At 62.6% G+C, this 21044-nt stretch carries 16 protein-coding genes; 4 read left to right on the top strand and 12 right to left on the bottom strand.

Features of this window, described 5'->3' with window-relative positions; genetic code table 11:
- Positions 1-63 precede the first annotated feature (63 nt).
- Both GR158_RS07050 and GR158_RS07045 read left to right on the top strand, forming a co-directional pair.
- Positions 64-1521, top strand: a complete 1458-nt coding sequence (locus tag GR158_RS07050; protein WP_160870512.1) for an oligosaccharide flippase family protein — start codon at positions 64-66, stop codon at positions 1519-1521.
- A 3-nt stretch (positions 1522-1524) separates the two neighbouring features.
- Entirely contained in the window at positions 1525-2496 is a 972-nt protein-coding gene (locus tag GR158_RS07045) for a glycosyltransferase family 2 protein (RefSeq protein WP_160870511.1), read from the top strand.
- A gap of 3 nt (positions 2497-2499) precedes the next feature.
- On the opposite strand, the gene GR158_RS07040 is transcribed toward GR158_RS07045, so the two are convergent.
- The 6 genes from GR158_RS07040 to GR158_RS07015 form a co-directional block, all read right to left on the bottom strand.
- Positions 2500-3756, bottom strand: coding sequence for a polysaccharide biosynthesis/export family protein (locus tag GR158_RS07040; protein WP_246665559.1), 1257 nt, complete (start codon positions 3754-3756; stop codon positions 2500-2502).
- Positions 3757-3768: 12 nt separating this feature from the next.
- On the bottom strand, positions 3769-5952 hold the full coding sequence (locus tag GR158_RS25565; RefSeq protein WP_160870509.1) for a polysaccharide biosynthesis tyrosine autokinase: 2184 nt from the start codon (positions 5950-5952) through the stop codon (positions 3769-3771).
- A 26-nt stretch (positions 5953-5978) separates the two neighbouring features.
- Positions 5979-6779, bottom strand: a complete 801-nt coding sequence (locus tag GR158_RS07030; protein ID WP_134648703.1) for a response regulator transcription factor — start codon at positions 6777-6779, stop codon at positions 5979-5981.
- 67 nt (positions 6780-6846) lie between these two features.
- Positions 6847-7500, bottom strand: coding sequence for a PIG-L deacetylase family protein (locus GR158_RS07025; protein ID WP_160870508.1), 654 nt, complete (start codon positions 7498-7500; stop codon positions 6847-6849).
- On the bottom strand, positions 7497-8309 hold the full coding sequence (locus tag GR158_RS07020; protein ID WP_134648701.1) for a glucose-1-phosphate cytidylyltransferase: 813 nt from the start codon (positions 8307-8309) through the stop codon (positions 7497-7499). The genes GR158_RS07025 and GR158_RS07020 overlap by 4 nt, the downstream gene beginning before the upstream one ends.
- Entirely contained in the window at positions 8306-9601 is a 1296-nt protein-coding gene (locus GR158_RS07015) for a class I SAM-dependent methyltransferase (RefSeq protein WP_160870507.1), read from the bottom strand. The genes GR158_RS07020 and GR158_RS07015 overlap by 4 nt, the downstream gene beginning before the upstream one ends.
- Positions 9602-9889: 288 nt before the next feature.
- On the opposite strand from GR158_RS07015, the gene rfbC reads away from it, so the two are divergent.
- Positions 9890-10435: a dTDP-4-dehydrorhamnose 3,5-epimerase gene (gene rfbC / locus GR158_RS07010; RefSeq protein ID WP_160870506.1), complete on the top strand. Its 546-nt coding sequence runs from the start codon at positions 9890-9892 to the stop codon at positions 10433-10435.
- On the opposite strand, the gene GR158_RS07005 is transcribed toward rfbC, so the two are convergent.
- From GR158_RS07005 to GR158_RS06990, 4 genes are all read right to left on the bottom strand, one after another.
- Positions 10426-11745, bottom strand: a complete 1320-nt coding sequence (locus GR158_RS07005; RefSeq protein WP_160870505.1) for a DUF4910 domain-containing protein — start codon at positions 11743-11745, stop codon at positions 10426-10428. The two genes, rfbC and GR158_RS07005, sit on opposite strands and share 10 nt — an antisense overlap.
- 9 nt (positions 11746-11754) lie before the next feature.
- Complete coding sequence (locus GR158_RS07000; protein WP_160870504.1) at positions 11755-12825, bottom strand: NAD(P)-dependent oxidoreductase; 1071 nt, start codon at positions 12823-12825, stop codon at positions 11755-11757.
- A 131-nt stretch (positions 12826-12956) separates the two neighbouring features.
- Positions 12957-14333 carry a glutamate-1-semialdehyde 2,1-aminomutase gene (locus GR158_RS06995; RefSeq protein WP_160870503.1) on the bottom strand — a complete coding sequence of 459 codons (1377 nt, stop codon included), beginning with the start codon at positions 14331-14333 and terminating at the stop codon, positions 12957-12959.
- 104 nt (positions 14334-14437) lie between these two features.
- Entirely contained in the window at positions 14438-15085 is a 648-nt protein-coding gene (locus GR158_RS06990) for a response regulator transcription factor (protein WP_230639961.1), read from the bottom strand.
- A 364-nt stretch (positions 15086-15449) separates the two neighbouring features.
- Here GR158_RS06990 and GR158_RS06985 point away from each other — a divergent pair, with 364 nt between their 5' ends.
- A complete protein-coding gene (locus tag GR158_RS06985) occupies positions 15450-18740 on the top strand; it encodes a response regulator (RefSeq protein WP_160870502.1) in 3291 nt (1096 codons plus the stop codon).
- Here the strand turns inward: GR158_RS06985 and GR158_RS06980 are convergent.
- Entirely contained in the window at positions 18731-19720 is a 990-nt protein-coding gene (locus GR158_RS06980; RefSeq protein ID WP_134648693.1) for a GDP-L-fucose synthase, read from the bottom strand. The two genes, GR158_RS06985 and GR158_RS06980, sit on opposite strands and share 10 nt — an antisense overlap.
- Positions 19704-20774, bottom strand: coding sequence for a GDP-mannose 4,6-dehydratase (gene gmd, locus GR158_RS06975; RefSeq protein ID WP_134648692.1), 1071 nt, complete (start codon positions 20772-20774; stop codon positions 19704-19706). Before gmd ends, GR158_RS06980 begins: the two co-directional genes overlap by 17 nt.
- Positions 20775-21044 lie beyond the last annotated feature (270 nt).

Genomic DNA, 21044 nt, shown 5'->3' with positions numbered 1-21044 from the left:
CCAGACACCGCAGACCTCCAGCCATTTTCCGAAAGTGTGAGCCGCATGGTCCGACGCGCGTATATGATGGCATCACTGGAGCAGTACTTCGCGCTCCTTATCAATTTCACCGTGCTGGTGATCGTGGCCCGCATCCTGACGCCCGGCGAGATCGGCGAGGCCGTGACGGGCCTGGCTATCGCCGTCGTCGCCTTCTCCGCGCGCGAATTCGTCACATCGGAATTCCTCATCCAGCGCGGCACGGTGGACGTCGAAACGCTGCGCACCGCGCTGACACTTCAGGTCGCAGTCAGCGTGATAATCGCCGCGGCCCTCGTCGCCCTCTCCGGCCTCATCACCCGCTTCTATGCCGCGCCGGATCTCTCCTTCTTCCTTTCGCTGGCAGCGGTGGCAGGCGTCATCGAGGCGCTCGCCCAGCCCGTTATCGCGCTCCTCCGACGCGAGATGGGCTTCGGTGTCCTCGCCTGCATCCGCACGGCGGTTTCGGTGACCGCGGCATTGTTCACGATCATGCTAGCCGCCCTCGGCTTCGGCCCCATAGCCTTCGCATGGGGTATGCTCTCGGGATCGTTGATGCTGGCAATCCTCGCCGTCACCTGCTCACCCTTACCCGCAGCCGCGATCTTCCGCCCGGGCCTTGCGCGCTGGCGTGAAGTGCTGAGCTTCGGCCTGTTCAAGGGCGCAGCGCTCGTGGTGGAACGCCTGCACGAAACCGTGCCGCAGCTGATCCTGGGGCGCATCGCCTCCATGACCTCGGTCGCGCTTTACAATCGCTCGAACACCCTTTGCGGTATACCCGACCGCATCATCATGTCGGCCTTCTACAGCATGGCCTTTCCCGCGCTGGCAAGCCGCGTGCGCGACGGTCACGACATCGAGAAGACCTATCTCGGCGTGCTCGCCTACCTGTCCGTCCTCTACTGGCCGGGCGTGGTGCTGATCTCCCTCCTCGCCCCCTCGATCGTCGGTATCGTGCTTGGGCCACAATGGACCGAGGCCGTGCCCGTCGTTCGCGTGCTGGCGCTCGCGGCCGTCTTCTGGTTGCCCGTCATCGTGACAGGACCGCTTCTGCTCGCGCTCGGCCGCAACAGGGACGCCTTCCTGGCAAGCCTGGTCTCGCGCTGCCTTGCCGCCGGCATCCTTTGCGCCGCCAGCCTTCATGGCGTGATGGCCATGGCACTGAGCCAATTCGTCTCGCTGCCCCTCCAGATGGTGGTCGCGCTCGCCTTCGTGCATCGCCACGTCCGCTTTTCCCTGTCCGGCCTTGCGGCGGCGCTGATGCCAAGCGCCGTCGTCACCGGATTTTCGCTGGTCGGGCCTGTCGCATTACTCGCGATGCCCCGTCATCAGGAGGCAGGGCTTCTCATTTTTGCCGGTGCAATCCTTCTTGCCGGCGGTGGCTGGCTGACTGGGCTCCTTGCCACGCGCCATCCGTTTCTCATCGAACTCCAGGTTCTGCTGAATGCCGGCCGCGACCGTGCCCGCCGGCTGCGCCGATTTCTCGTGGCATCGGGAGCATGAACCATGGCGAGCGTCGACGTCGTCATCCCCAACTACAATTACGGCCGCTATCTCGAAGCCTGCGTGAACAGCGTGCTTTCGCAGGACATGGCCGAGATCCGCGTCCTGATCGTCGACAACGCCTCCACGGACGACAGCGTCGACGTCGCCAGACGCCTCGCCGCCTCGGATTCACGGGTCAAGCTGCTTCTGCGGCCGGAGAACCTCGGCCCTCATGCCTCCTTCAACGCGGGGATCGACTGGGCGCGCGCCGATTACTTCCTCCTGCTCTTCGCGGATGATTTTCTGGTCCCGGGCGCGCTGCGCCGGGCGACCGCGGTCATGGAACGGGATTGCGGCATCGCCTTCTGCTACGGCCGCGACGTGGCGATCCGGGGCGACGTGCCGATCCCGGAGATCGAACCACAGCCTGCCGATCCGCCACTCAGGCTGATGACCGGCCGAGCCTTCATCGAGCGCTTCTGCCGCCTCGGCGTCTTTCAGATACCTGGACCGTCCATCGTCGTGCGCACCAGCGTCCAGAAGCGTGCAGGCCACTACCGGACCGCACTGCCGCACAGCGACGATTACGAACTCTGGCTGCGGCTTGCGCTGTATGGAACCGTGGCCGAGCTGGATTGCGTCCAGGCCGGCATCCGTTCGCATGACGCCAACCGCTCGACCGAGCTTTGGGCGCACCAAACCCTGCACATCCGCCACACGGCCGATGCCGCCGAGAGCTTCTTCTACCATGAAGGGCGATGGCTCGACGGAGCGGAGACGCTGCGCCGTCGCGCCCGGCGCGGTATCGCCGAACGCGCCTACTGGTCGGCGGTGTCACATGCGCTCAGGGGAAACGGGGAGGCGTGGAAGCTGCTGATGCTCGCCTTCCGCATGGCACCGGCGACCGCCGTGCTGCCGCCTTTGGGCTACCTGCTGCATCGAGCTGACACACTGCCGCGCATGCGCTCCCTGCTCTCCAGGATCCAGCGATAGACCTCAGCGTTCCGCCACATCGCCCGTATCGAGGGCAAGGCTCACCCGCAGAATATCACCTGCCCGCACCGGATCGGTCTGGCCGACCGGCACTTCGCGGTACTTGCCGTCGACCAGCCGCACGGCGGAGAAGCGGAAAGCCGTCTGGCGCGCGCCGCCTTTTCGTTCAATGGCGATGCCGGCCTCGGCCATCGCCTGCAGGCTGTAGGTCATCTTGCGCCGCAGGCGCAGGATATCGATGTTCAGATCACGCAACTCCGCTGCGACTTCGCCCCGGCGCTGTTCTCGCAACGAACCGAGGCGACTGTCGATCACGACCAGGTTCTGCCGGGCGCGGGCGAGAAAGGAGCCGAATTCCAGCACATCGCGGTTGGTGGCGGAAATTTCCCGTTGCTTGTCCCGCAGCTGCGTCTTCGAGGTAAGACCCCGCGCCACCATGCTTTGCGCGAGCTTCACGTCCTCGTCCAGCAAGGTGAGTTCGCCATTGCGCAGCTTGCCGCTCTTTTCCAGCGTATCGATCTCGTCGACATAGCCGGCGCGCTGCTGCTCCAGGCTCTTCAGCTCGGCGTCCAGCGTCGTGCGGCGCAGCTCGAACAGCGTGCGCTCGGCTTCCACGATCTGATCGACGATCCGCGGATCGGGCGTGCCGATTTCCTCGCTCGGACGATAGGTGAACGGCTGACCGTTCAGCTCCGCCTCGAGCCGGACGCGCTTCACGTCCTGGCCGAGAAGCTGCGCGCCGAGATCGACGTAGTCCTGGCGCAGGCCGGCGAGCCGCACGCCGGCGTTGTCGCCCTGCGCCAGCACTTCCTTCTGCCCGCCACCGAGCGCGAAGAGCTCCAGCGCGATCATGCCGGGACGGAATTCATAGCGGCCGGGCCTCTGGACTTCACCCACGACGAACACCGGCGCGTAGGTTTCCACGACGACCGAAACCGACAGATTGGCGATATGCTCTTTCAGTCCCGCATCGATGGCCTGGCGTACCTCTTCGACGGGCCTGCCACTCACGGCGACGTTGCCAAGCAGCGGATAACCGATCGTTCCGTCAGCCCCGATGGGGAAGGATCCGCTCAGCCCGGGATCACCATAGACGGTGATGCGCAGCACGTCGCCGCTCGCCACCCTGTACTCCTGTCCCTGCGCGTTCGCCGGAGCAACCGAGCCGGCAAGGAGCAGGATGCAGGCGCATGCCTTCAGAAAAAGGATGTGCCACCGGGAACGTTGGTCATCACGTGGCGTAGCGTGAAGATGTGCCATGGCGTCCAGACCTCACATACCGACGATCGAGGGCAAGTCGACGGGCATTTCCATGCGCTTGCGGCCGTCGGCGGTCGAAGCGGCATGATCGTTGGCAAAGGAAACGACATTGCTGCGCTCCAGCGTGGCGCGGCATGCCCCGTTGACGACGAGGCCATCGATGGTAAGGCCGGCGGTGCCGAACTTGCGGATGGCGCGGTCGGTTTCGGTGCGGTCGGCGCCCTGGGGGACGACAAGGATCGTCCGGTCAGCGAGCGCGGAAACCAGCAACGCGCCGGAACCATTCGATACCGCCGTGGAGTCGATCACCACGACGTCATAGGCACTTCTCAGCGTGGTCAGGAGGCGCGCAAAGCCGCCGTGCCCGAGAATATGTTCGGCGGGACCGTTCGACGTGCCCGCGCAGATCAGGTCGATCCCCGAGGGACCATCGTGACGAACGAAGTCTCCGATCTCCACCTCTTCGCGCGGACCGATCGTATCGACCGTGCGCACCGGTCGCGCACCGAATTCGGCGGCGACACCGGGTGCGGTGAGGTTTGCATCGAGCAACAGCGTGCGCAGGCCCGTTGCGGCGAGCGAGCGGGCAAGACAGGAAGCGACGAGTGTCTTGCCCTCGCCGCCGGCACCCGATGTCACCGCGATCACCGGCGTTTTCCCAGGCCGTGCGGAAAGACGCAGACGGCTCTGGATGTCGGCGACGGCATGGGCGAACGGTTCGCGGGCATGGCGAACGAGATCGCCGATGCCGGCACGCTGCAACGGGGACAATTCAGGAAGACGCCCGAGGACCGGAATGCCGGCACCGCCCTCCTCCGGATCGGCGCGGCGCAGGTATCCGGCGCGCAGCTCGAGAAGAAGGGCTGCAAGCGCGCCGCCGGAAAGGCCGAAAACCAACCCGCCCAGGAGCCAGGCGGACGCGCTCGGGCTTGATGGCGATGAGGACGGCACCGCGCGCGAGATGATGCGCGCTTCGGCCATCGCGATGCCATCCTGTTCGATCGTCTGTTTGTAGCGCGTCAGATAGCTCTCGTAGATCGCCCGGTTGGCGCTGGCCTCACGATCGAGCTGGTCGGCCTGCACGAGGGCATCGTTGGCGCGCGACATCTCGGCCTGGAGCTGCTTCAGGCTCGCCTCCAGCCCGGTCTGCTGGCGTCGCGTAACCTCGATTTCCGTGCGCAGGCTGTCGACGATCTGGGCCACCTCCGCGTCGATCTGCTTCTGGATCGTCTCCAGCTGCGAGGTGAGTTCCGGGATTTGGGGATTCTTGATCGCACCGCTTTCGTTGATGGCGGAAAGCTGGCGCTTGAGGCGCGCTTCCTCGCTGCGCAACTGCTGGATCGCGGCCGAATTCAACACCTCGGGAAGAGCAAGGCCGGCTTTTCCATCCGAGATGTCGACCGCTGTCGCAAGACGCGCGAGCGAGCCGGCGAGTTGGGCCCTCAGCCGGGCCAGCTCGTTGTTCAGCCCGGCGATCTGCTGGGCGAGCAGCGTCGTGCCGTTCGACTTGGCGACGCCGGATTTTTCACGGAATATGGTCGCCGCATGTTCGGAGCGCTCCAGCTCGCTGCGCAGGCTGACAAGGCGCGTTCCGAGCCAGTCGCTGACCCGCCGTGTCGCCGTCGTCTGCACGTCGACTTGGTAGTTGATGTAGGCCTCCGCATAGGCATTGGCCACCGCAGCCGTGAACTCCGGCTCCATGCCGGTGAACGCGACATAGATCGTATAGGAGCGGCCGTCATTGGTAACGCGCACTCCGGACATGAGGCTGTCGAGAAGGGCGCGCCGGTCGGACGCGACACGGTTCACGCGGCCGGAGGCCGGCTGGCCGGTTGCGTTCTCCTTCGTGAGGCCGAAACCCTTGGCGGCATCGATGCCTTGCGCCTGCAGAAGCGCCAGAACCCGCTCGGCCATGGAGCGGGAACTGATGATGTCGACCTCGGTGCGCAGCACCGGACTTTCCTGCGGCAGCGGCGAAACGACCGATTCCGTCGGCAAGGCCTGGAACTTGCGCATATCGAGCGCCAGCACCGCCTCGGCGCCGTAGCGCGACGGCTGGTCGAGATAACCGACCAAAGCAAGGGCTACACCGCCGGCAAGGCAGGCGAGGATCGCCCGCCGCCGTTCGACAACAACTGTCAGGACCCGGGGAAGGACAAGCTCCTCCGGGTCGGCCGGCTTCATCGACCAAATCATGGCTTTATTCCCGTTATAGGAACCGGTTACATCCGGCTGTTCTGATAGGCATCGTCCGACATGATCTCGCCGAACTTGCAGGCAACCTCCGTGCGATTGGTCGCACCGAGCTTCTTCATGATGTTGCGGATGTGAACCTTGACCGTGCTTTCACACAGATTGAGTTCACGGGCGATCATCTTGTTGGCCTTGCCCCGCCGCAACGCTTCGGCGATGGCCGCCTGTCGCACGGTGAAGGCATCCCGGCTGCAGAATTTCTGCGGATAGCTGCCGAGCAGGCCGCGCATCGCCAATATGCTGCTGGCCGGCACGAACTGCCCGCCGGCAATGGCGAGCCCGATCGCCTCGATGCAGACATCGATATCGACCGAACTCGGAATGAAGCCGTGCACCCCGAGATCGATGACATCAAGCACATGCTCAAGCGTCTGGTTGTCCGACAGCACCACGACCGGCACCGGTTCCAGTGTCGTCAGAAGCTGCGTGATCTCATCCCTCAGGCCGGGATCCGAAACACTCTTGCTGCCGATATTGACGAGACTGGCGCGAAGGGTGCCGAGATTTGCCTTGCTCTGCTGCCAGGCGGCCAGCCCTGAAAAGGTGAAGACATTGATGCCGATACGGTGAGAATGCAGGCTGTTTGCCAGACATTCCCGATCGAGATTGCGCTTGTCGAAGATCGCGACATAGTCGCTTGCGGCATATTGCTGAGGCCGCCGATCGACCGGCACCCTGATTTCCGTCTCCTGATCGCTGTCGACCGCGTTCCTTGCCCGGAAAATATCGATCGACTGGTCGTCGAAATCCGCTCTGTCACTTCTCGCCATGGTACCCCTCACTAATTTCCTGGTCAGAATTACGAGTCCGGGCCTGCGTTCGAATGTGTTGTCGGTCCTATGCCAGGGCCATCTTGCGTATTGTGAAAGCCTCCGCGAAAAGCGAGGGCGATCTGCACTCCATCCCGCGCATGCGGGCCAAACCCCGAAAGACGTCCGCGTCGAACCAGTCCTTGGACCGTTGCGTCGCGAAATGCGCCATGAGCAGATCGATCTTGCGATCGATCACGCCGGGCTGGAGAGGCACGTAGGCATTACGCTGCGTGATATCCCCGTCCCATTTCGGGATCTCATATTCTAAGACGAAATGGTCCCTGAATATATTCATTGTTAACTTATTTAGCTCTCGATGATCTTGATGTGCGTCATGGCGGCTGTGGGTGAAAATGACGTCCGGCTCCACCTTGTCGCGCAAGGACAGCATGAATGTCTTGATCTCGCGGCTCTGGCTTGGAAAATAGCTGTCCTCGAAGCCGCAGACCTCCACCATCGCCGAGGCTGCGCCTTCGAGGAAGGCGGCCGCGGCGAGCCGCGTTTCGGTCGCTCGCTCCGGCGTTGCACTCATCACGCACCAAAAGACCTCCAGCTCCACGCCGGCAGCGATCAGGCCGAGGATCGTGCCGCCGGCTCCGATCTCGATATCGTCGGCATGCGCGCCGAGGCAGAGGACCCGTAGCCGGTGCCCGGCAGAGGCAAGGGGCAGCATTTTCATGATCGACCGACCTTGCGCAGCCGGGAAACACGCTCCCCTTCCGTCTGACGCACCCAAGGCATCTCGCCGCGCTCCACCATTTCCTCGAGCATCTGCCAGTCGCGCAGCGTGTCCATCGAGCGCCAGAAGCCCTCGTGCTTGTACGCCATCAGCATGTCGTCCCGGATCAGCCGCTCGAAGGGTTCGAGAACCAGCTCCTCACCTTCGCGCATGTAGTCGAAGATCTCTTGACGCATCAGGAAATAGCCGCCGTTGATCCATATCTCCGACCGGTCGGACGAACGGAATTCCCGCACCTGGCCCGCCTCATCGATATCGGCAAGATGGTAGGTGAGCGGCGGCCGCACCGCGAGGAAGCAGGCGATCTTGCCGCTTGCCTCGAAGCGGGCGATCATGTCGTCGAGATCAACATCGGTGAGGCCGTCGCTGTAATTGGCCAAAAACATCCGCTCGCCGCGCACCTGCTCGCGCACGGCCCACAGGCGTTCGCCGATATTGCGCCAGATTCCGGTATCGATCAGCGCGATGCGCCAGTGTTCCTGTGCATCCCCGAGGAGTTCGACCCGTCCCTCACCAGACACGATGCAGTCCGAAAATGTCTGCGGCCGGCACGTCAGGAAAAAGTCCTTGATGACATTCGCCTTGTAGCCGAGGCACAGGGTGAAGTCGTCGTGGCCGTAGGACGCGTAATATTGCATGACATGCCGCAGGATCGGTTGCGCGCCGAGCGGGATCATCGGCTTGGGAATGGCCTCGGAATATTCGCGGATGCGTGTTCCGCGCCCGCCGCAGAAAAGAACGACCTTCATGACAGATCCTCCAGCGGATCGATGACGGAGACCTCGGGAATGGGAACGATGAACTTCGCGCCCCATTCGCCGACATGGCGCATCTGATCGACGATCTCGGCCTTCAGGTTCCAGGGCAGGATCAGGATGTAATCCGGGCGGTGGCGATCGATCGCCTCGACGGGCAGGATCGGAATATGCATGCCCGGCGTAAAGCGGCCGTGCTTGTAGGGATTCCGGTCGACGGTGAAATCAAGGAAGTCCGTGCCGATGCCGCAATAGTTGAGAAGCGTGTTGCCCTTGCCGGGCGCGCCGTAGCCGCAGATGCGCGCTCCCCTCTCCTTCACGCTGATCAGGAAATAGAGGAGGTTGCGCTTGGCCTGTCGTGCACGGTCGGCAAAGGACGTGTAGGCCGCAACGCCATGCAGGCCCGCCTGCTGCTCGCGTTGCAGGAGCGCCGCGACATTCGCGCTGATCACACCGGACCGTCCGGCATGGCCGAGATAGACCCTGAGCGAGCCGCCGTGGGTCGGCAATTCCTCGACATCGAAGATCTCCAGTCCATGCATGCGGGCGGCAACCTGCACCGTGAACAACGAGAAATAGGAGAAGTGCTCGTGGTAGATCGTATCGAACTGGTTCTGCGCGATCAGCGTCGCGACATGCGGGAACTCCAGCGTGATCACGCCCTGTGGCTTGAGAATCTGCTTCATGCCGCCCAGGAAATCGTTGATATCAGGCACCTGCGCCAGCACGTTGTTGGCGACGATCAGGTCCGCCGTCTGGCCGACCGCTGCCATGTCGCCCGCAAGCCGTTTGCCGAAGAACGCGATCTTCGTGGGTATGCTGCGGGAGATCGCCACCTCGGCCACGTTGATCGCCGGCTCGATGCCGAGAGCGGGAATGCCTCGCGCCACGAAATGCTGCAGCAGATAACCGTCATTGCTGGCGAGCTCGACGACGAAGCTGCGTGCATCGAGGCCGAAGCGATCGATCATCTTCTCGCAGTAGCGCTCCGCATGTGCGACCCAGCTGGTGGAGTAGGAGGAGAAGTACGCATACTCCTCGAAGATGCTTTCGGGACTGACATACTCCTCCAGCTGCACCAGCAAGCATTCTTCGCACACACGCACATGCAGGGGATAGTAGGCCTCCATCAGGCCGAGTTCGCTTTCCTGGCGAAAGCTTTCGCACGGCGGCGACATGCCGAGATCGACGACGGTATGTCTCAAGGTCCTGCCGCACAGGCGGCACGGCGGCCGAAGCGACAGGCTGGGAGACGGATCAAGCGAATGGCTGGCCTGAAAATTCATGACAATGCCTCCATGGAGATATCCGGTCGGGACCGACATGGGAGGCGATCGAAGCTAGCCTAACCGCGAAGGGACCGTTTCTCGACGTGGTGCCAGATTAGGCATGGCGGACGAAGCCGGCCATACTACCTTGCGAATACCGCAACTGTCCGAAAGGCGTAGCAACATGAAACGCACTTAAACGAACATTGACCATCCTACCCGCTACGCTCGAAAGATACGTCGGAAACCGCACTTGGCAGTCTGGCTGCGGTCGTCACACTCAGGCAAACGGGAGAGGACGAACCGATGCTGTTCACCAGAACCGACCTGGAAGGCGTATGGCTGATCGAAGCGTCGCCGATCCGTGACGAGCGAGGCTCGTTCGCCAGGACCTTCTGCATCGACGAGATGAACGTCCGCGGGCTCGAACACCGCTTCGTCCAGCACAGCCTTTCGCGCTCCACGGCCAAGCACACGCTGCGTGGCCTGCATTTCCAGCGCGCGCCGCACGCGGAGGTAAAGGTGGTGTCCTGCCTGAACGGCGCGATCTGGGACGTTGCCATCGACCTTCGCCCGCAATCGCCGACCTATCGCCGCTGGACGGCAGCGGAACTCAGCGCCGACAACATGCGCCAGCTCTATATTCCCAAGGGATGCGCCCACGGTTTCCTGTCGCTGACGGAGGATGCGGTGGTCGGCTATCTCATATCGACGCGTTACGATCCATCCGCCGCCGCCGGCCTGCGCTACGATGATCCCGCCCTTGCGATCGACTGGCCGGCAGCACCGGCCGTGATGTCGGAAAAGGACAGGAGCTGGCCGCTGCTTGCGGACAGCGGACATCACGCCTGAGCATCTTCGACCAGCCCGCAGGCCTCCAGTCGCGTTGCCGCGGCGGCGATCGCCGAGAAAGGAAGCCCGGATCGACAGGCAATGTCGAGCAGGGAATGTCTGCCGTCGGCGAGATTCAGCACCCAGAGGTATGCCATGGTAACGTCAGGCGTCGTCTTGTGGCCGCCGGTCGTCGCGTACAGCCCGCGCTTTCCAAGCTGCGGCTCACCCTTCGGTGACAGGTTTAGCGGTATCCTGTCGGTTTCGATGACCTCGATAATGTCCATGATCATGCGAAAGGAGGAGGCAAGATGCTCCGGGCGCACGAAGTCCAGATCGTCCGCCGATGTGTGGTATTCGGGAAAGGTGCCGAAGACGCTGCGTTGCAGGAGGCCGACAGGCAGGTCGAAACCCGGGGAGCAAAATTGCCGCTCGTCATAACCAAACGGACTGAAATCGATCATCGCGATCTTCCGGCCATCACACCGGATGACCTCCATCACCCGGTCGATCGTCGCATCGCCGCGCCTGCTGCGCTTGTAGACAGGCCCGCCGCCGTCGCCGATGCAGGAAACCACGAGGCCAAGATCGATCCGCGAAAGCCGCTCCTCGTTTGCCGCGAGCCAGCAGAGCGCCCCGATCGTGCCCGGCGCAAAGAGAAAACGGTAACCGAACCGCCTGCGCCGTCCGGTCAGCGCCCGCGCCAGGAAGGCTAAAACCGCGAGCCCGGAGCAATTGTCGTTGGCGAGCGAAGGGTGGCAGATATGCGCACTGAGGAGCACCTCGCGATCGGTCTCGCCCGGCAGGAAGACTTCTCCATAGGTCAGCGAACCGTCAGAAAAGGTGGTGTCTATGACGACGTCGTAGTCTCCATCCTCGAGCACCAGATACTCCCGATGCGCCATGCAAAAGCCCCAGTCGCGGCTGTAGTAGCTCGTGCGGTAAGGGATGACTTCAGGCTGGTCCGGCAGCGTGTGGATATGGGTCCGAAGCTCCGAAAGCGGCATGCGGCGGGCCACAGGCTCGCTGTAACCGACAAGGTGGAGGTTGGAGTCCGCGATATCGACCACGGCCTTGCCGCTCGCATCGCGGATGGAGGCCGCACGGACATTCCATTCCTGCGGCACGGTCCAGTCGAAGACCCGGGTGCCCGAGGGCACCTCACGGACCGCAACGTCGACATGCTCCGACAGGATCGCGAGCGTGCGGCGCACGCCCTCGCCCGTGATACTGCGGCAGATCGGAAAAAGGCGGGAAACCAGCGCGTGGATCTCCCCGCCGATATCGGCCGTGGCCTCTGCCGATGGAGCGAACCGCGCCGCCTCGTTCATCGCCGTCCCTCAGGCACGCATTTCCATCCTGTCAGCGAGCACCTTCGCCGGCGCGCGCCATCTCAGGTTCCGGTCGAGCGTATTGCTGGCAAGAAGCGAGCGGATATGGCCGATACGCTGGTAGCGCGGACCCTCGAATTCCTCGAGCGTCAGGCCGGAAGCCCGATAGGCGCCGTAGAGCTGCTGCGCCCCAGACACCACGTCCCACTTCGGGCGGAAGGCCGGCAAGGTGCGTGCGATCTTGCCGAAATCGACGCGGTAGGAGCGCGGGTCGGGGCCGGCTTCGCTGGCATAGTCCAGCCGGCACCCCGGCACGGTCCGCGCCACCACATCCGCGATATCCCTGACCTGATAATTGTGCTCCGTGCGGCCGACATTGAACGCTTCTGCAAAGACCGCATCCCTCGGCGCCTCGAGTGCCGCAAGAAATGCCCCCGAGATATCCTCGATATGCACGATCGGCCGCCACGGCGTACCGTCCGACTTGAGCAGGATAACGCCCCGCGTGACCGCCCACGCGACCAGATTGTTGAGCACGATATCGAAGCGCAGCATGGGTGACAGGCCATAAGCCGTCGCCGGCCGCAGGAAGACCGGGCAGAAACCGGTATCGGCCAGCTCCGCGATGTCGGCTTCTGCCACCACCTTGGAGCGACCGTAGGCCGAGACCGGATTGAGCGGCGCGTCTTCGTCGACAAGGCCCTCGCCGGCAAGGCCGTAGTTGCTGCACGACGAGGCGAAGAGAAAGCGTGGGACGCCGGCCTGCCTTGCCGCACGCGCAACGCGCACGCTGCCTTTGTGGTTGATGTCATAGGTGACATCGGGATCCAGATTGCTGAGCGGGTCATTCGACAGGGCCGCGAGATGGATCACCGCGTCGAAGCCTTCGAGGTCGTAAGGCGTTACATCCCTGACATCTTTCAGCGTGGCGGGAACCTCCGTCATGGGCCCGCCGGGCGCATAGGTGCATCGCCGGTAGAGCCTGCTGTCATAGCCATGCACCTCATGCCCCGCCGCCAGGAGGATCGGCACCATGACGGAGCCGATGTAACCCTGATGTCCCGTTACAAGCACTTTCATGTCCGTGTCTCCCCAACTTCTTTGCCAAGGGAGATGCTACGTCGGCGCGATGCGGACCACGATTGACGACAATGACGGCGGCACGCACCCGAATGGCGTATCGGCAGTTCGTCCTACCGCTTTCGGGCAGGTCAGGCCGTCTGTGCCCTCGCGAGCGGCCCAATGCTGTCAGGCCTTGGCGCAATGTTGAAGCGGCGGAAAACGACGTCCGAGGGGCGGCCGACCAGATAGTTCTCGACGCCGTGATCAAGTGCAGCACGATAGACGCCGAGCGCGCCGTCGAAGGCCTCGATCGTCTGGTCTATCTCGTCGTTTCCGTGTGTATAGCTCACCACGAGCGACGGCGCGAGGACGCCGCGGCGGATGGTTTCCTGCAGCAGCAGCGTCCTGAAGGCCTGGGAAGGCGTTCCGCTCCCGTCCTTCGTGACGTAGCTGAGACAGGCGGGATGACCGGTGACACCGACGAAGCCTGCCAGACCATGCCGGGCGACCGCTTGCTCGATGCCCGCCTTGAGCCGCGTTCCCTGGCTGCGCAGATGCGGGATGACGGGCTCCTGCGCATAGACATGCATGGTCGCGATCGCCGCCGCCATGGCGTGGGTTTCGGCACCGTGGGTGGTGGACAACAGGAAGACGCGCGGCTTCTCGGTCTGCTCGATGCCGCCGAGCGCCATGAATTCACGCTTGCCGGCGAGCGCGGATATTGCGAAGCCGTTGCCGAGCGCCTTGCCGAAACAGGAAAGGTCCGGCCGCAGCCCGTAATATTCCTGCGCGCCGCCGCGCGCCCAGCGGAAGCCGGTGATCATCTCGTCGAGAATAAGGAGGGCGCCATTGGCATGGCAAAGTGCTTGCAGGTCCTGCAAATAGCCTTCGGCAGGATCGTCGCCGCGCGAAGCCTCCAGAATGAGGGCGGCGATCCTGCCGGGGTGCCGGGCGAAGAGGTCGCGCGCGTCATCGAGATCGTTGTAGCGGAAGCCGAGCGTGAGATCCCTGACAGCTTCGGGAATGCCGGCATTCATCTCCGTCGTGCCGATAAACCAGTCGTCGGTCGAGAAGAACGGATGGTCCCGGCAACGCGCAATAAGATCCCGGCCCGTTGCGGCCCGCGCAAGGCGCACCGCCGCGGAGGTCGCGTCCGAGCCGTCCTTGCAAAACTTCACCATGTCCGCGCCGGGAACCATCTGGAGGAAGGTCGAGGCGCATTCGACCTCTATGCTCGCAGGCCGCGTGAAATTGCAGCCGAATTCCAGCTGCCGCGCGACGGCCTCCACGACATGGCGATAGGCGTGACCGAGACCGACAGCACGGTTGCCCATGCCGTATTCGATATAGGCGTTGCCGTCGACATCCCACACATGGCAGCCGTATCCGCTGACGATGAAGCCGGGCGACAGGATGGGATACTGGTCATCGCCCTTGGCATAAGTATGCGCGCCGCCCGGGATGAGCCGATGCGCGCGCTGGCGAAGCCGATCCGAATTCTCGAAGTCGTGAATGAAGGCATCCATCGCAGTCTCCTCTGCCCCGCCAGCCCGTCCGGGCACTATCGCGCCATGCGTGGCAGGCGCATCCGCGCTCTTGGTGGATAGGGCATGGCCGATAGGCGTAGGGATCAGCCGTAGAGATCGTTGAGCTTGAAGATAACTTCCGTCCGGTTGCGAACCTTGAGCTTCTTCATGATGTTGCGGATGTGGACCTTGACCGTGCTTTCACGCAGGCCGAGCTCATAAGCGATGATCTTGTTTGCCTTGCCGAGCTTGAGCATGGCGATGACATTCTCTTCCCGGCAGGTGAAAATCTCGGCCCGCCTGCGCTCCTGCTGGTCGGCTGCCGACATCAGTCTGCGCAGTTCAGGCAGGCTCTCGGTGGAGATGAAGACGCCCCCCGACAGCGCAAGCGAGATCGCCTTCACGCACACGGAAATACCGACCGCCGAGGGAATGAACCCTTTGACCCCGAGATCGAGCGCCGTCAGAACCTGGCGCAAATCATGATTGTCGGAGAGGATGATGACCGGCAGATTCGGGAACCGCGATACCAGCATGCGAATGTTGTTTTCGATGCGCGGCTCGGTACAATCGCGACTGCCGATATTGATCAGAACGCCGCTCGACGCCTCTGCGTATTTGGACATCCATGCTTCGATGGAGTTGAAAAGCACGATCGTCATGTCGAGACCATGCGATACGAGGCTTTGAGAAAGACACTCGCGATCCAGCGCCCGTTCGTCGATCACGTCCAGGACACGCAGGTCCGTCAAAGCGTTTTTCGCAGTATCGGCAAGTTTGAGAGCCGGTAACCGGACAGCCCCGTTTGCTACGGGCCGATGACTTAATCCGTTGGCACCCCCAATTTCAACCATCGTGTCACCCCCAGCGATTGGGAAAATAAATCAAGAGAATCGCTCTCTAATAAACAAGCCCCCAGCGGGATAAAATTCTCCCAGGACGGCACATCAGATAAACGTATATGGAATAAATTTTATTCTTTTCTTCATTGCCTTTTACAATTTTAAATCCATATCAAAATGGGATTCCCGCGAACAGATTCGGAAAATACGTATGTCCGCGGGTATGCAATCAGGATAACGGCGCCTATACTATGACGAGCTCAATATAAGCCTGGTGAATTCTCACTTTGCGTGCATTATTATTGAGATTGCACCCATGGGTTTAGTTCGACCTTTTCCGGGAACTTCGTCTGGAGGCAACTCTGCCCCCGGAGACCCTATTGCTGGCGTCGTCGCGATCAGCGCGTCAGCCGGCGAACTCGATGCCTGCCGGACCCTGCTGAGGGCCGTGCCATTGGGTGGTGGCAACGCCTTTGTCCTCGTGCAAAATGAGGACGGCGCTCCCCAAACCCGGTTGGTCGAGTTCTTTTCGAGCAATATGAACAGGACGGTCGCCCACGCGGCGGATGGCCTTGCGCTGGCGCCGGACCATCTCTTCATAGTTCCCCCCGGCCGATACATCGTTCTGAAGAACGACACGATCCGTCTCATCAAACCGCCTTTTTCCCAAGGCATGCAGACGTCTTACGATATCCTGCTGCGTTCTCTCGCCGACGAGTACGGCGCGCGCGCCACGGCTGTTGCCCTTTCCGCCACCGGCGTTCGCGCAAACATCGGCATCCGTCTTCTTCGAGAAGCCGGCGGGCGCATCTATGTACGGGATCCAGCCGAAATCGACGGTGAGCGCGTTTCCGGAAACACGATCGATCCGGACTTTGCGGAACATCTCATGCCGCTATCGGCGATCGCGCAGGCCCTGCACCCGCAGGGCACTGAGGCAATTTGTCCCAATATCGTCGTACAAACGGAACGGACGCCTTTATCGGAGCAGTCGGAGCTAGCCGACCTCTGTCGCCGCGCGATCCTGGAGGGCTACGCCCCGGCCACGGTATTGATCAACCGGAAGCACCAATGCCTCTATTGGCTCGGTCCGGTGCAACGCTATCTGCGCGCCTTACCCGACAATCCAAAACAGAACCTTTTCGCCATCATTCCGCGCAGCCTGCACGCCGAGCTCCGCTCCGCACTGCATCGGGCGGATGAGGAAAAGGGACGCACGATGGCCGTCGGCCTGCACCAAGGCATCTCTGACGCACGAATGCGCTACGATATCGCCGTGCAGCCGATTACGAGCGACGGCGAGGATCTTTTTCTCGTCAGCTTTCTCGATACGGCCGGGCCAAGTCCGGTGGCCGCAGCCCTGCCCTTTCGCGAAGAGCAGAGCGATGAACCGCTTCAGGGCGCAACGGCGAGCGACATCGAGAACATGCTGTACAGCACTGACGTCGCCATCGTCTTCCTCGATCGCCACCTGAACATCCGCTATTTCACGCCGGCAACACGCTCGGTTTTCGATGTCACGATGGAAGATGTCGGCCAGCATTTGGCGGACATCAACGCGCGCGCGCCGGATCCGGCCCTGCTCGGCGACGCTGCGGCGGTCCTGAACGACGGCGTCGCCAGGGAGCGCGAAATCCGCATGGCGAACGGCGCCTGGCATATGCGCCGCGTCGTGCCGTACAGAACCCGTGAAGGCGGCACGGAAGGTGTCGTCATCACCTTTTCGGACGTATCCGCGCAACACCGCGCCCATGAAGCGCTCACGCGGGCAAAGCGGGCGGCGGAACGCGCAAATGCGGCAAAGTCCCGCTTCCTCGCCACGGCAAGCCACGACCTGCGCCAACCGCTTCAGTCGCTCGCGCTCCTGCAAGGCCTCTTGGAGAAATCGGTGGAGGGGGAACGCTCCCAGAAGCTCGTTCGTAGCTTCCGCGATACACTCATGTCGATGTCCGGCATGCTGAACGCCCTGCTGGACATAAACAAGATCGAGGCGGGCACGGTCTATCCGCGCATCATGACATGCAGGGTCAACGACGTTCTGCAACGCCTGAACGACGAATTCAGCTACGGTGCGATGGAAAAGGGGCTCTCTCTCCGCTTTGTACCGTCAAGCCTGCTGGTTCGGACCGATCCCCGGCTTCTCGAACAAATGATCCGCAATCTGATGTCGAACGCCCTCAAGTACACGCGGCGGGGCAAGATCCTGCTAGGGTGTCGCAGGCACGAGGACGCGCTCACCATTGAAATCTGGGACAGCGGCGTCGGCATTGCGGCACATGAACTCCAGACCATTTTCGACGAGTACCATCAGGCAATCGGCGATGGAACCGACATGGAAGTCCAAACCGATCTCGGCCTCGGCCTCGGCCTTTCCATCGTCAAGCGCCTGAGCACGCTGCTCGGCCACCGCATTCAGGTTCGCTCCGTGCCGGGCAAGGGTTCGGTCTTCTCCGTCCATGTCGCGCTTGGCCGGGAAGACGTACAGCACGCACCACCACCGATGAAGGGACGCAGCCAGCCGGGGCCGGCTCTGCATGGCACAATTCTCGTGGTTGAAGATGACAGGAAGGTCCGCAGCCTGATCGAGATCGGGCTGCGCGACGAACAGCACCTTGTCTATGCCGCAGACGATGGCGCAACCGCAATGGACCTCGTTGCCAAGGGCACCGTGGCTCCCACGTTGATCCTCGCCGACTACAATCTTCCAGACGGGGCGAACGGTATAGATGTCGCCAGGAGGATTCGCTCGATCCTGGGCCGCAGCATCCCCACGATCATCCTTACCGGGGACATCACGGCAGAAGCCCTGCGCATTCTGTCGTCCGAGGATTGCCTGTACATGCCCAAGCCGGTGAGCCTCGGCGATCTCCTCAAGGCGATCCAGCTCCTGCTGCAGGCGAGCAGGATCGAGCACACCGCAGCGCCGCCGCCGGACATCCGGGCTCCTTCGCCCGATACACCGACGATCTTCGTCGTCGAGGACAACCGCGACACGAGAGAATCCTTGCAGGAGTTCTTCGAAGCAGAGGGGCATCGTGTACAGACATTTCCCAATGGCGAGACCATTCTTGCGACGCTCGACAGCGCGGCCATGGGATGCCTCGTGATCGACATGAGGCTCCCGGGCATGAGCGGACTGGACGTTCTGCGCACACTGCGCGGGCGCGGGGTGAAGCTGCCGATCGTCATGATCACCGGTGCGGGCGATGTCGCAACCGCAGTCGCGGCGATGAAGGCAGGGGCATCCGATTTCATCGAGAAACCGGTCAGCCCCGCCGATCTGCTCGCGAGCATCACCGACGCTCTTTCGCACAGCTCCAACACAGGCGCCGAGAACAAAAGACAGTTGGAAGCGCAGTCCCGGCTGGCACGCCTGACGGATCGCCAGCGGGAAATCCTCGACCGGGTGCTTGCCGGCCAGCCCAGCAAGATCATCGCCCAGGATCTGGACCTCAGCCAGCGCACGGTCGAAGCCCATCGTGCGGCGATCATGCGGCGCATGCAGGTCAGCTCCCTTCCGGCGCTCGCACGGCTGGTCATGCTGGCGCAGACCGATCAGGGATAATCCTGTCGCGCGGCGGGCTTGCGGTCGCTTTCTCTCCATCGCTGATACAGGTCGCGGATGCCGGTGCGAAGCTGCGTCTCATGCGACCAGCCGAGCGCGCGGAGCCGGGACGTGTCCAGAAGCTTGCGGGGCGCGCCGTCCGGCTTGAAGGCATCGAAGACGATGTGGCCGCGATAATCGACGATGTCGGCGATCAGGAACGCCAGTTCGCCGATGGAAATCTCCTCCCCCGATCCGACATTGATCGGCTTCGGGCTCTCATATGCCTTCATCAGGAAAACGCAGGCATCCGCAAGGTCGTCGACATGCAGGAATTCCCGCTTCGGCGTGCCCGTTCCCCAGACGACGACGCTGTCGCGGTGGGCCACCTTCGCATCATGCATCTTGCGGATCAGCGCGGGGATCACATGGGAATGGTCGAGATCGAAATTGTCGTTCTGGCCGTAAAGGTTGGTCGGCATGATGGAGATGAAGCGGCGGCCATATTGCTCCGCATAGGCGGCGGCGAGCTTCAGACCGGTGATCTTGGCAAGCGCGTAGGCTTCATTCGTCGGCTCCAGGCTGCCCGTCAAAAGCGCATCCTCGTGGATGGGCTGTTCGGCATGTTTGGGATAGATGCAGCTCGATCCCAGGCACATCAGTTTCTCGACGCCAAGTTCCGACGCCGTCCTGATGACATTGACGAGGATGAGCACGTTTTCCGACAGGAATTCCGCGGGATAGCGCGCATTCGCCCCGATGCCGCCGACGCGCGCGGATGCAATAAAGATTGCTTCGGGGCGCGCCTTGCGCATCCAGTTTTCGGTCTCGGACTGGCGCGTCAGGTCCACCTCGGCATGCGAGACGGTCTGGATATCACACCGCTCCCGCTTGAGCCGTCGCAGAAGGGCGGAGCCGACCATTCCCGAATGACCGGCGACCCAGACCCGCTTGCCGCGCAGATCGTACGATAGCGCCGTCTTGTCATCCGTGGAGATCATTGCGGCCTTCCTCCCTCGTGATGACGCGCAGATCCGATTCCACCATTTCCGAGATGAGATCCTCGAAGGACACGGTCTGCTGCCAGCCCAGCCTGTCGCGCGCCTTGCTGGCATCGCCGAGCAGAATATCCACCTCAGCCGGCCGGAAGTAGCGCGGGTCGATCTGTATCAGGGTGCGGCCGCTGCGGCGGTCGTAACCGATCTCGTCGACGCCGACGCCATCCCATTCGATGGACTTCCCGACGACTTCGAAGGCACGCTCGACGAATTCCCGCACGGTATGGGTGGTGCCGGTCGCAAGTACATAATCGTCGGGAACGTCCTGCTGAACGATGCGCCACATGCCCTCGACATAGTCACGCGCATGGCCCCAGTCGCGCTTGGCGTCGAGATTGCCGAGGAAGAGCTTGTCCTGCAGCCCCCATTCGATCGCGGCGACTGCCCGGGTGATCTTGCGTGTGACGAAGGTTTCCCCGCGACGCGGGCTTTCATGGTTGAAGAGAATGCCGTTCGAGGCATGGAAGCCGTAAGCCTCGCGATAGTTGACCGTCATCCAGTACGCGTAGAGCTTGGCCGCGGCATAGGGGCTGCGCGGATGGAAGGGCGTACCCTCCCGCTGCGGCGTCTCACCGAGGCCGCCGAAGAGTTCGGAGGTCGACGCCTGGTAGAAGCGGCAATGATCTCCTACCTTCAGCAGGCGCATGGCCTCCAGCAGACGCAGCGTGCCGAGCGCGTCGGTATTGGCGGTGTATTCCGGTGTCTCGAAGCTCACCTGCACGTGGCTCTGCGCGCCGAGATTATAGATTTCGTCCGGGCAAACCTCCTGTATGACCCGGCAGAGGTTCGTCGCATCCGTCAGGTCGCCGAAATGCATGTGGAAACGCACATCGGGCGAACGTGGGTCGACATAGAGGTGATCGACGCGGGCCGTGTTGAAGGAGGATGAGCGCCGCTTGAGACCGTGCACCCGGTATCCTTTTTCCAGAAGGAGTTCGGTGAGATAGGAGCCGTCCTGGCCCGTCACGCCGATGATCAAGGCTTTCTTTTCAGACATGCGCCACCAGCTTTCACACGAGGAAATGCCGTGCACGATCCTCCGCACACCGTCGGCTGAGTTAGCGGCAGGATAGTTTGACCGACAAGGTGACCGTTCGGGGGATGGACGACGGTTCGCCGACCGTCGGATGGGTGATGTCACCGCCCGATACGCCGGAAGGCGTAGGCCGGGTGGGAGGACAAGATACCCGCTAGCGCCATTGGAGAACTTGTCGCCCGCGGCTCCGCTGCCAAGATCACGGCTCGCAGGAGAACATGCGGGGCGGCT

The organism is Shinella sp. AETb1-6, assembly GCF_009826875.1.
GTDB classification, from domain to species: Bacteria; Pseudomonadota; Alphaproteobacteria; order Rhizobiales; family Rhizobiaceae; genus Shinella; species Shinella sumterensis.
This window is presented reverse-complemented; position numbering and strand designations above follow the sequence as displayed.

Coding starts and splice junctions, on each gene's coding strand:
- GR158_RS07050 (WP_160870512.1), top strand. CDS start 64: ATGATGGCATCACTGGAGCAGTACTTCGCGCTCCTTATCAATTTCACC.
- GR158_RS07045 (WP_160870511.1), top strand. CDS start 1,525: ATGGCGAGCGTCGACGTCGTCATCCCCAACTACAATTACGGCCGCTAT.
- GR158_RS07040 (WP_246665559.1), bottom strand. CDS start 3,756: ATGGCACATCTTCACGCTACGCCACGTGATGACCAACGTTCCCGGTGG.
- GR158_RS25565 (WP_160870509.1), bottom strand. CDS start 5,952: ATGATTTGGTCGATGAAGCCGGCCGACCCGGAGGAGCTTGTCCTTCCC.
- GR158_RS07030 (WP_134648703.1), bottom strand. CDS start 6,779: ATGGCGAGAAGTGACAGAGCGGATTTCGACGACCAGTCGATCGATATT.
- GR158_RS07025 (WP_160870508.1), bottom strand. CDS start 7,500: ATGAAAATGCTGCCCCTTGCCTCTGCCGGGCACCGGCTACGGGTCCTC.
- GR158_RS07020 (WP_134648701.1), bottom strand. CDS start 8,309: ATGAAGGTCGTTCTTTTCTGCGGCGGGCGCGGAACACGCATCCGCGAA.
- GR158_RS07015 (WP_160870507.1), bottom strand. CDS start 9,601: ATGAATTTTCAGGCCAGCCATTCGCTTGATCCGTCTCCCAGCCTGTCG.
- rfbC (WP_160870506.1), top strand. CDS start 9,890: ATGCTGTTCACCAGAACCGACCTGGAAGGCGTATGGCTGATCGAAGCG.
- GR158_RS07005 (WP_160870505.1), bottom strand. CDS start 11,745: ATGAACGAGGCGGCGCGGTTCGCTCCATCGGCAGAGGCCACGGCCGAT.
- GR158_RS07000 (WP_160870504.1), bottom strand. CDS start 12,825: ATGAAAGTGCTTGTAACGGGACATCAGGGTTACATCGGCTCCGTCATG.
- GR158_RS06995 (WP_160870503.1), bottom strand. CDS start 14,333: ATGGATGCCTTCATTCACGACTTCGAGAATTCGGATCGGCTTCGCCAG.
- GR158_RS06980 (WP_134648693.1), bottom strand. CDS start 19,720: ATGATCTCCACGGATGACAAGACGGCGCTATCGTACGATCTGCGCGGC.
- gmd (WP_134648692.1), bottom strand. CDS start 20,774: ATGTCTGAAAAGAAAGCCTTGATCATCGGCGTGACGGGCCAGGACGGC.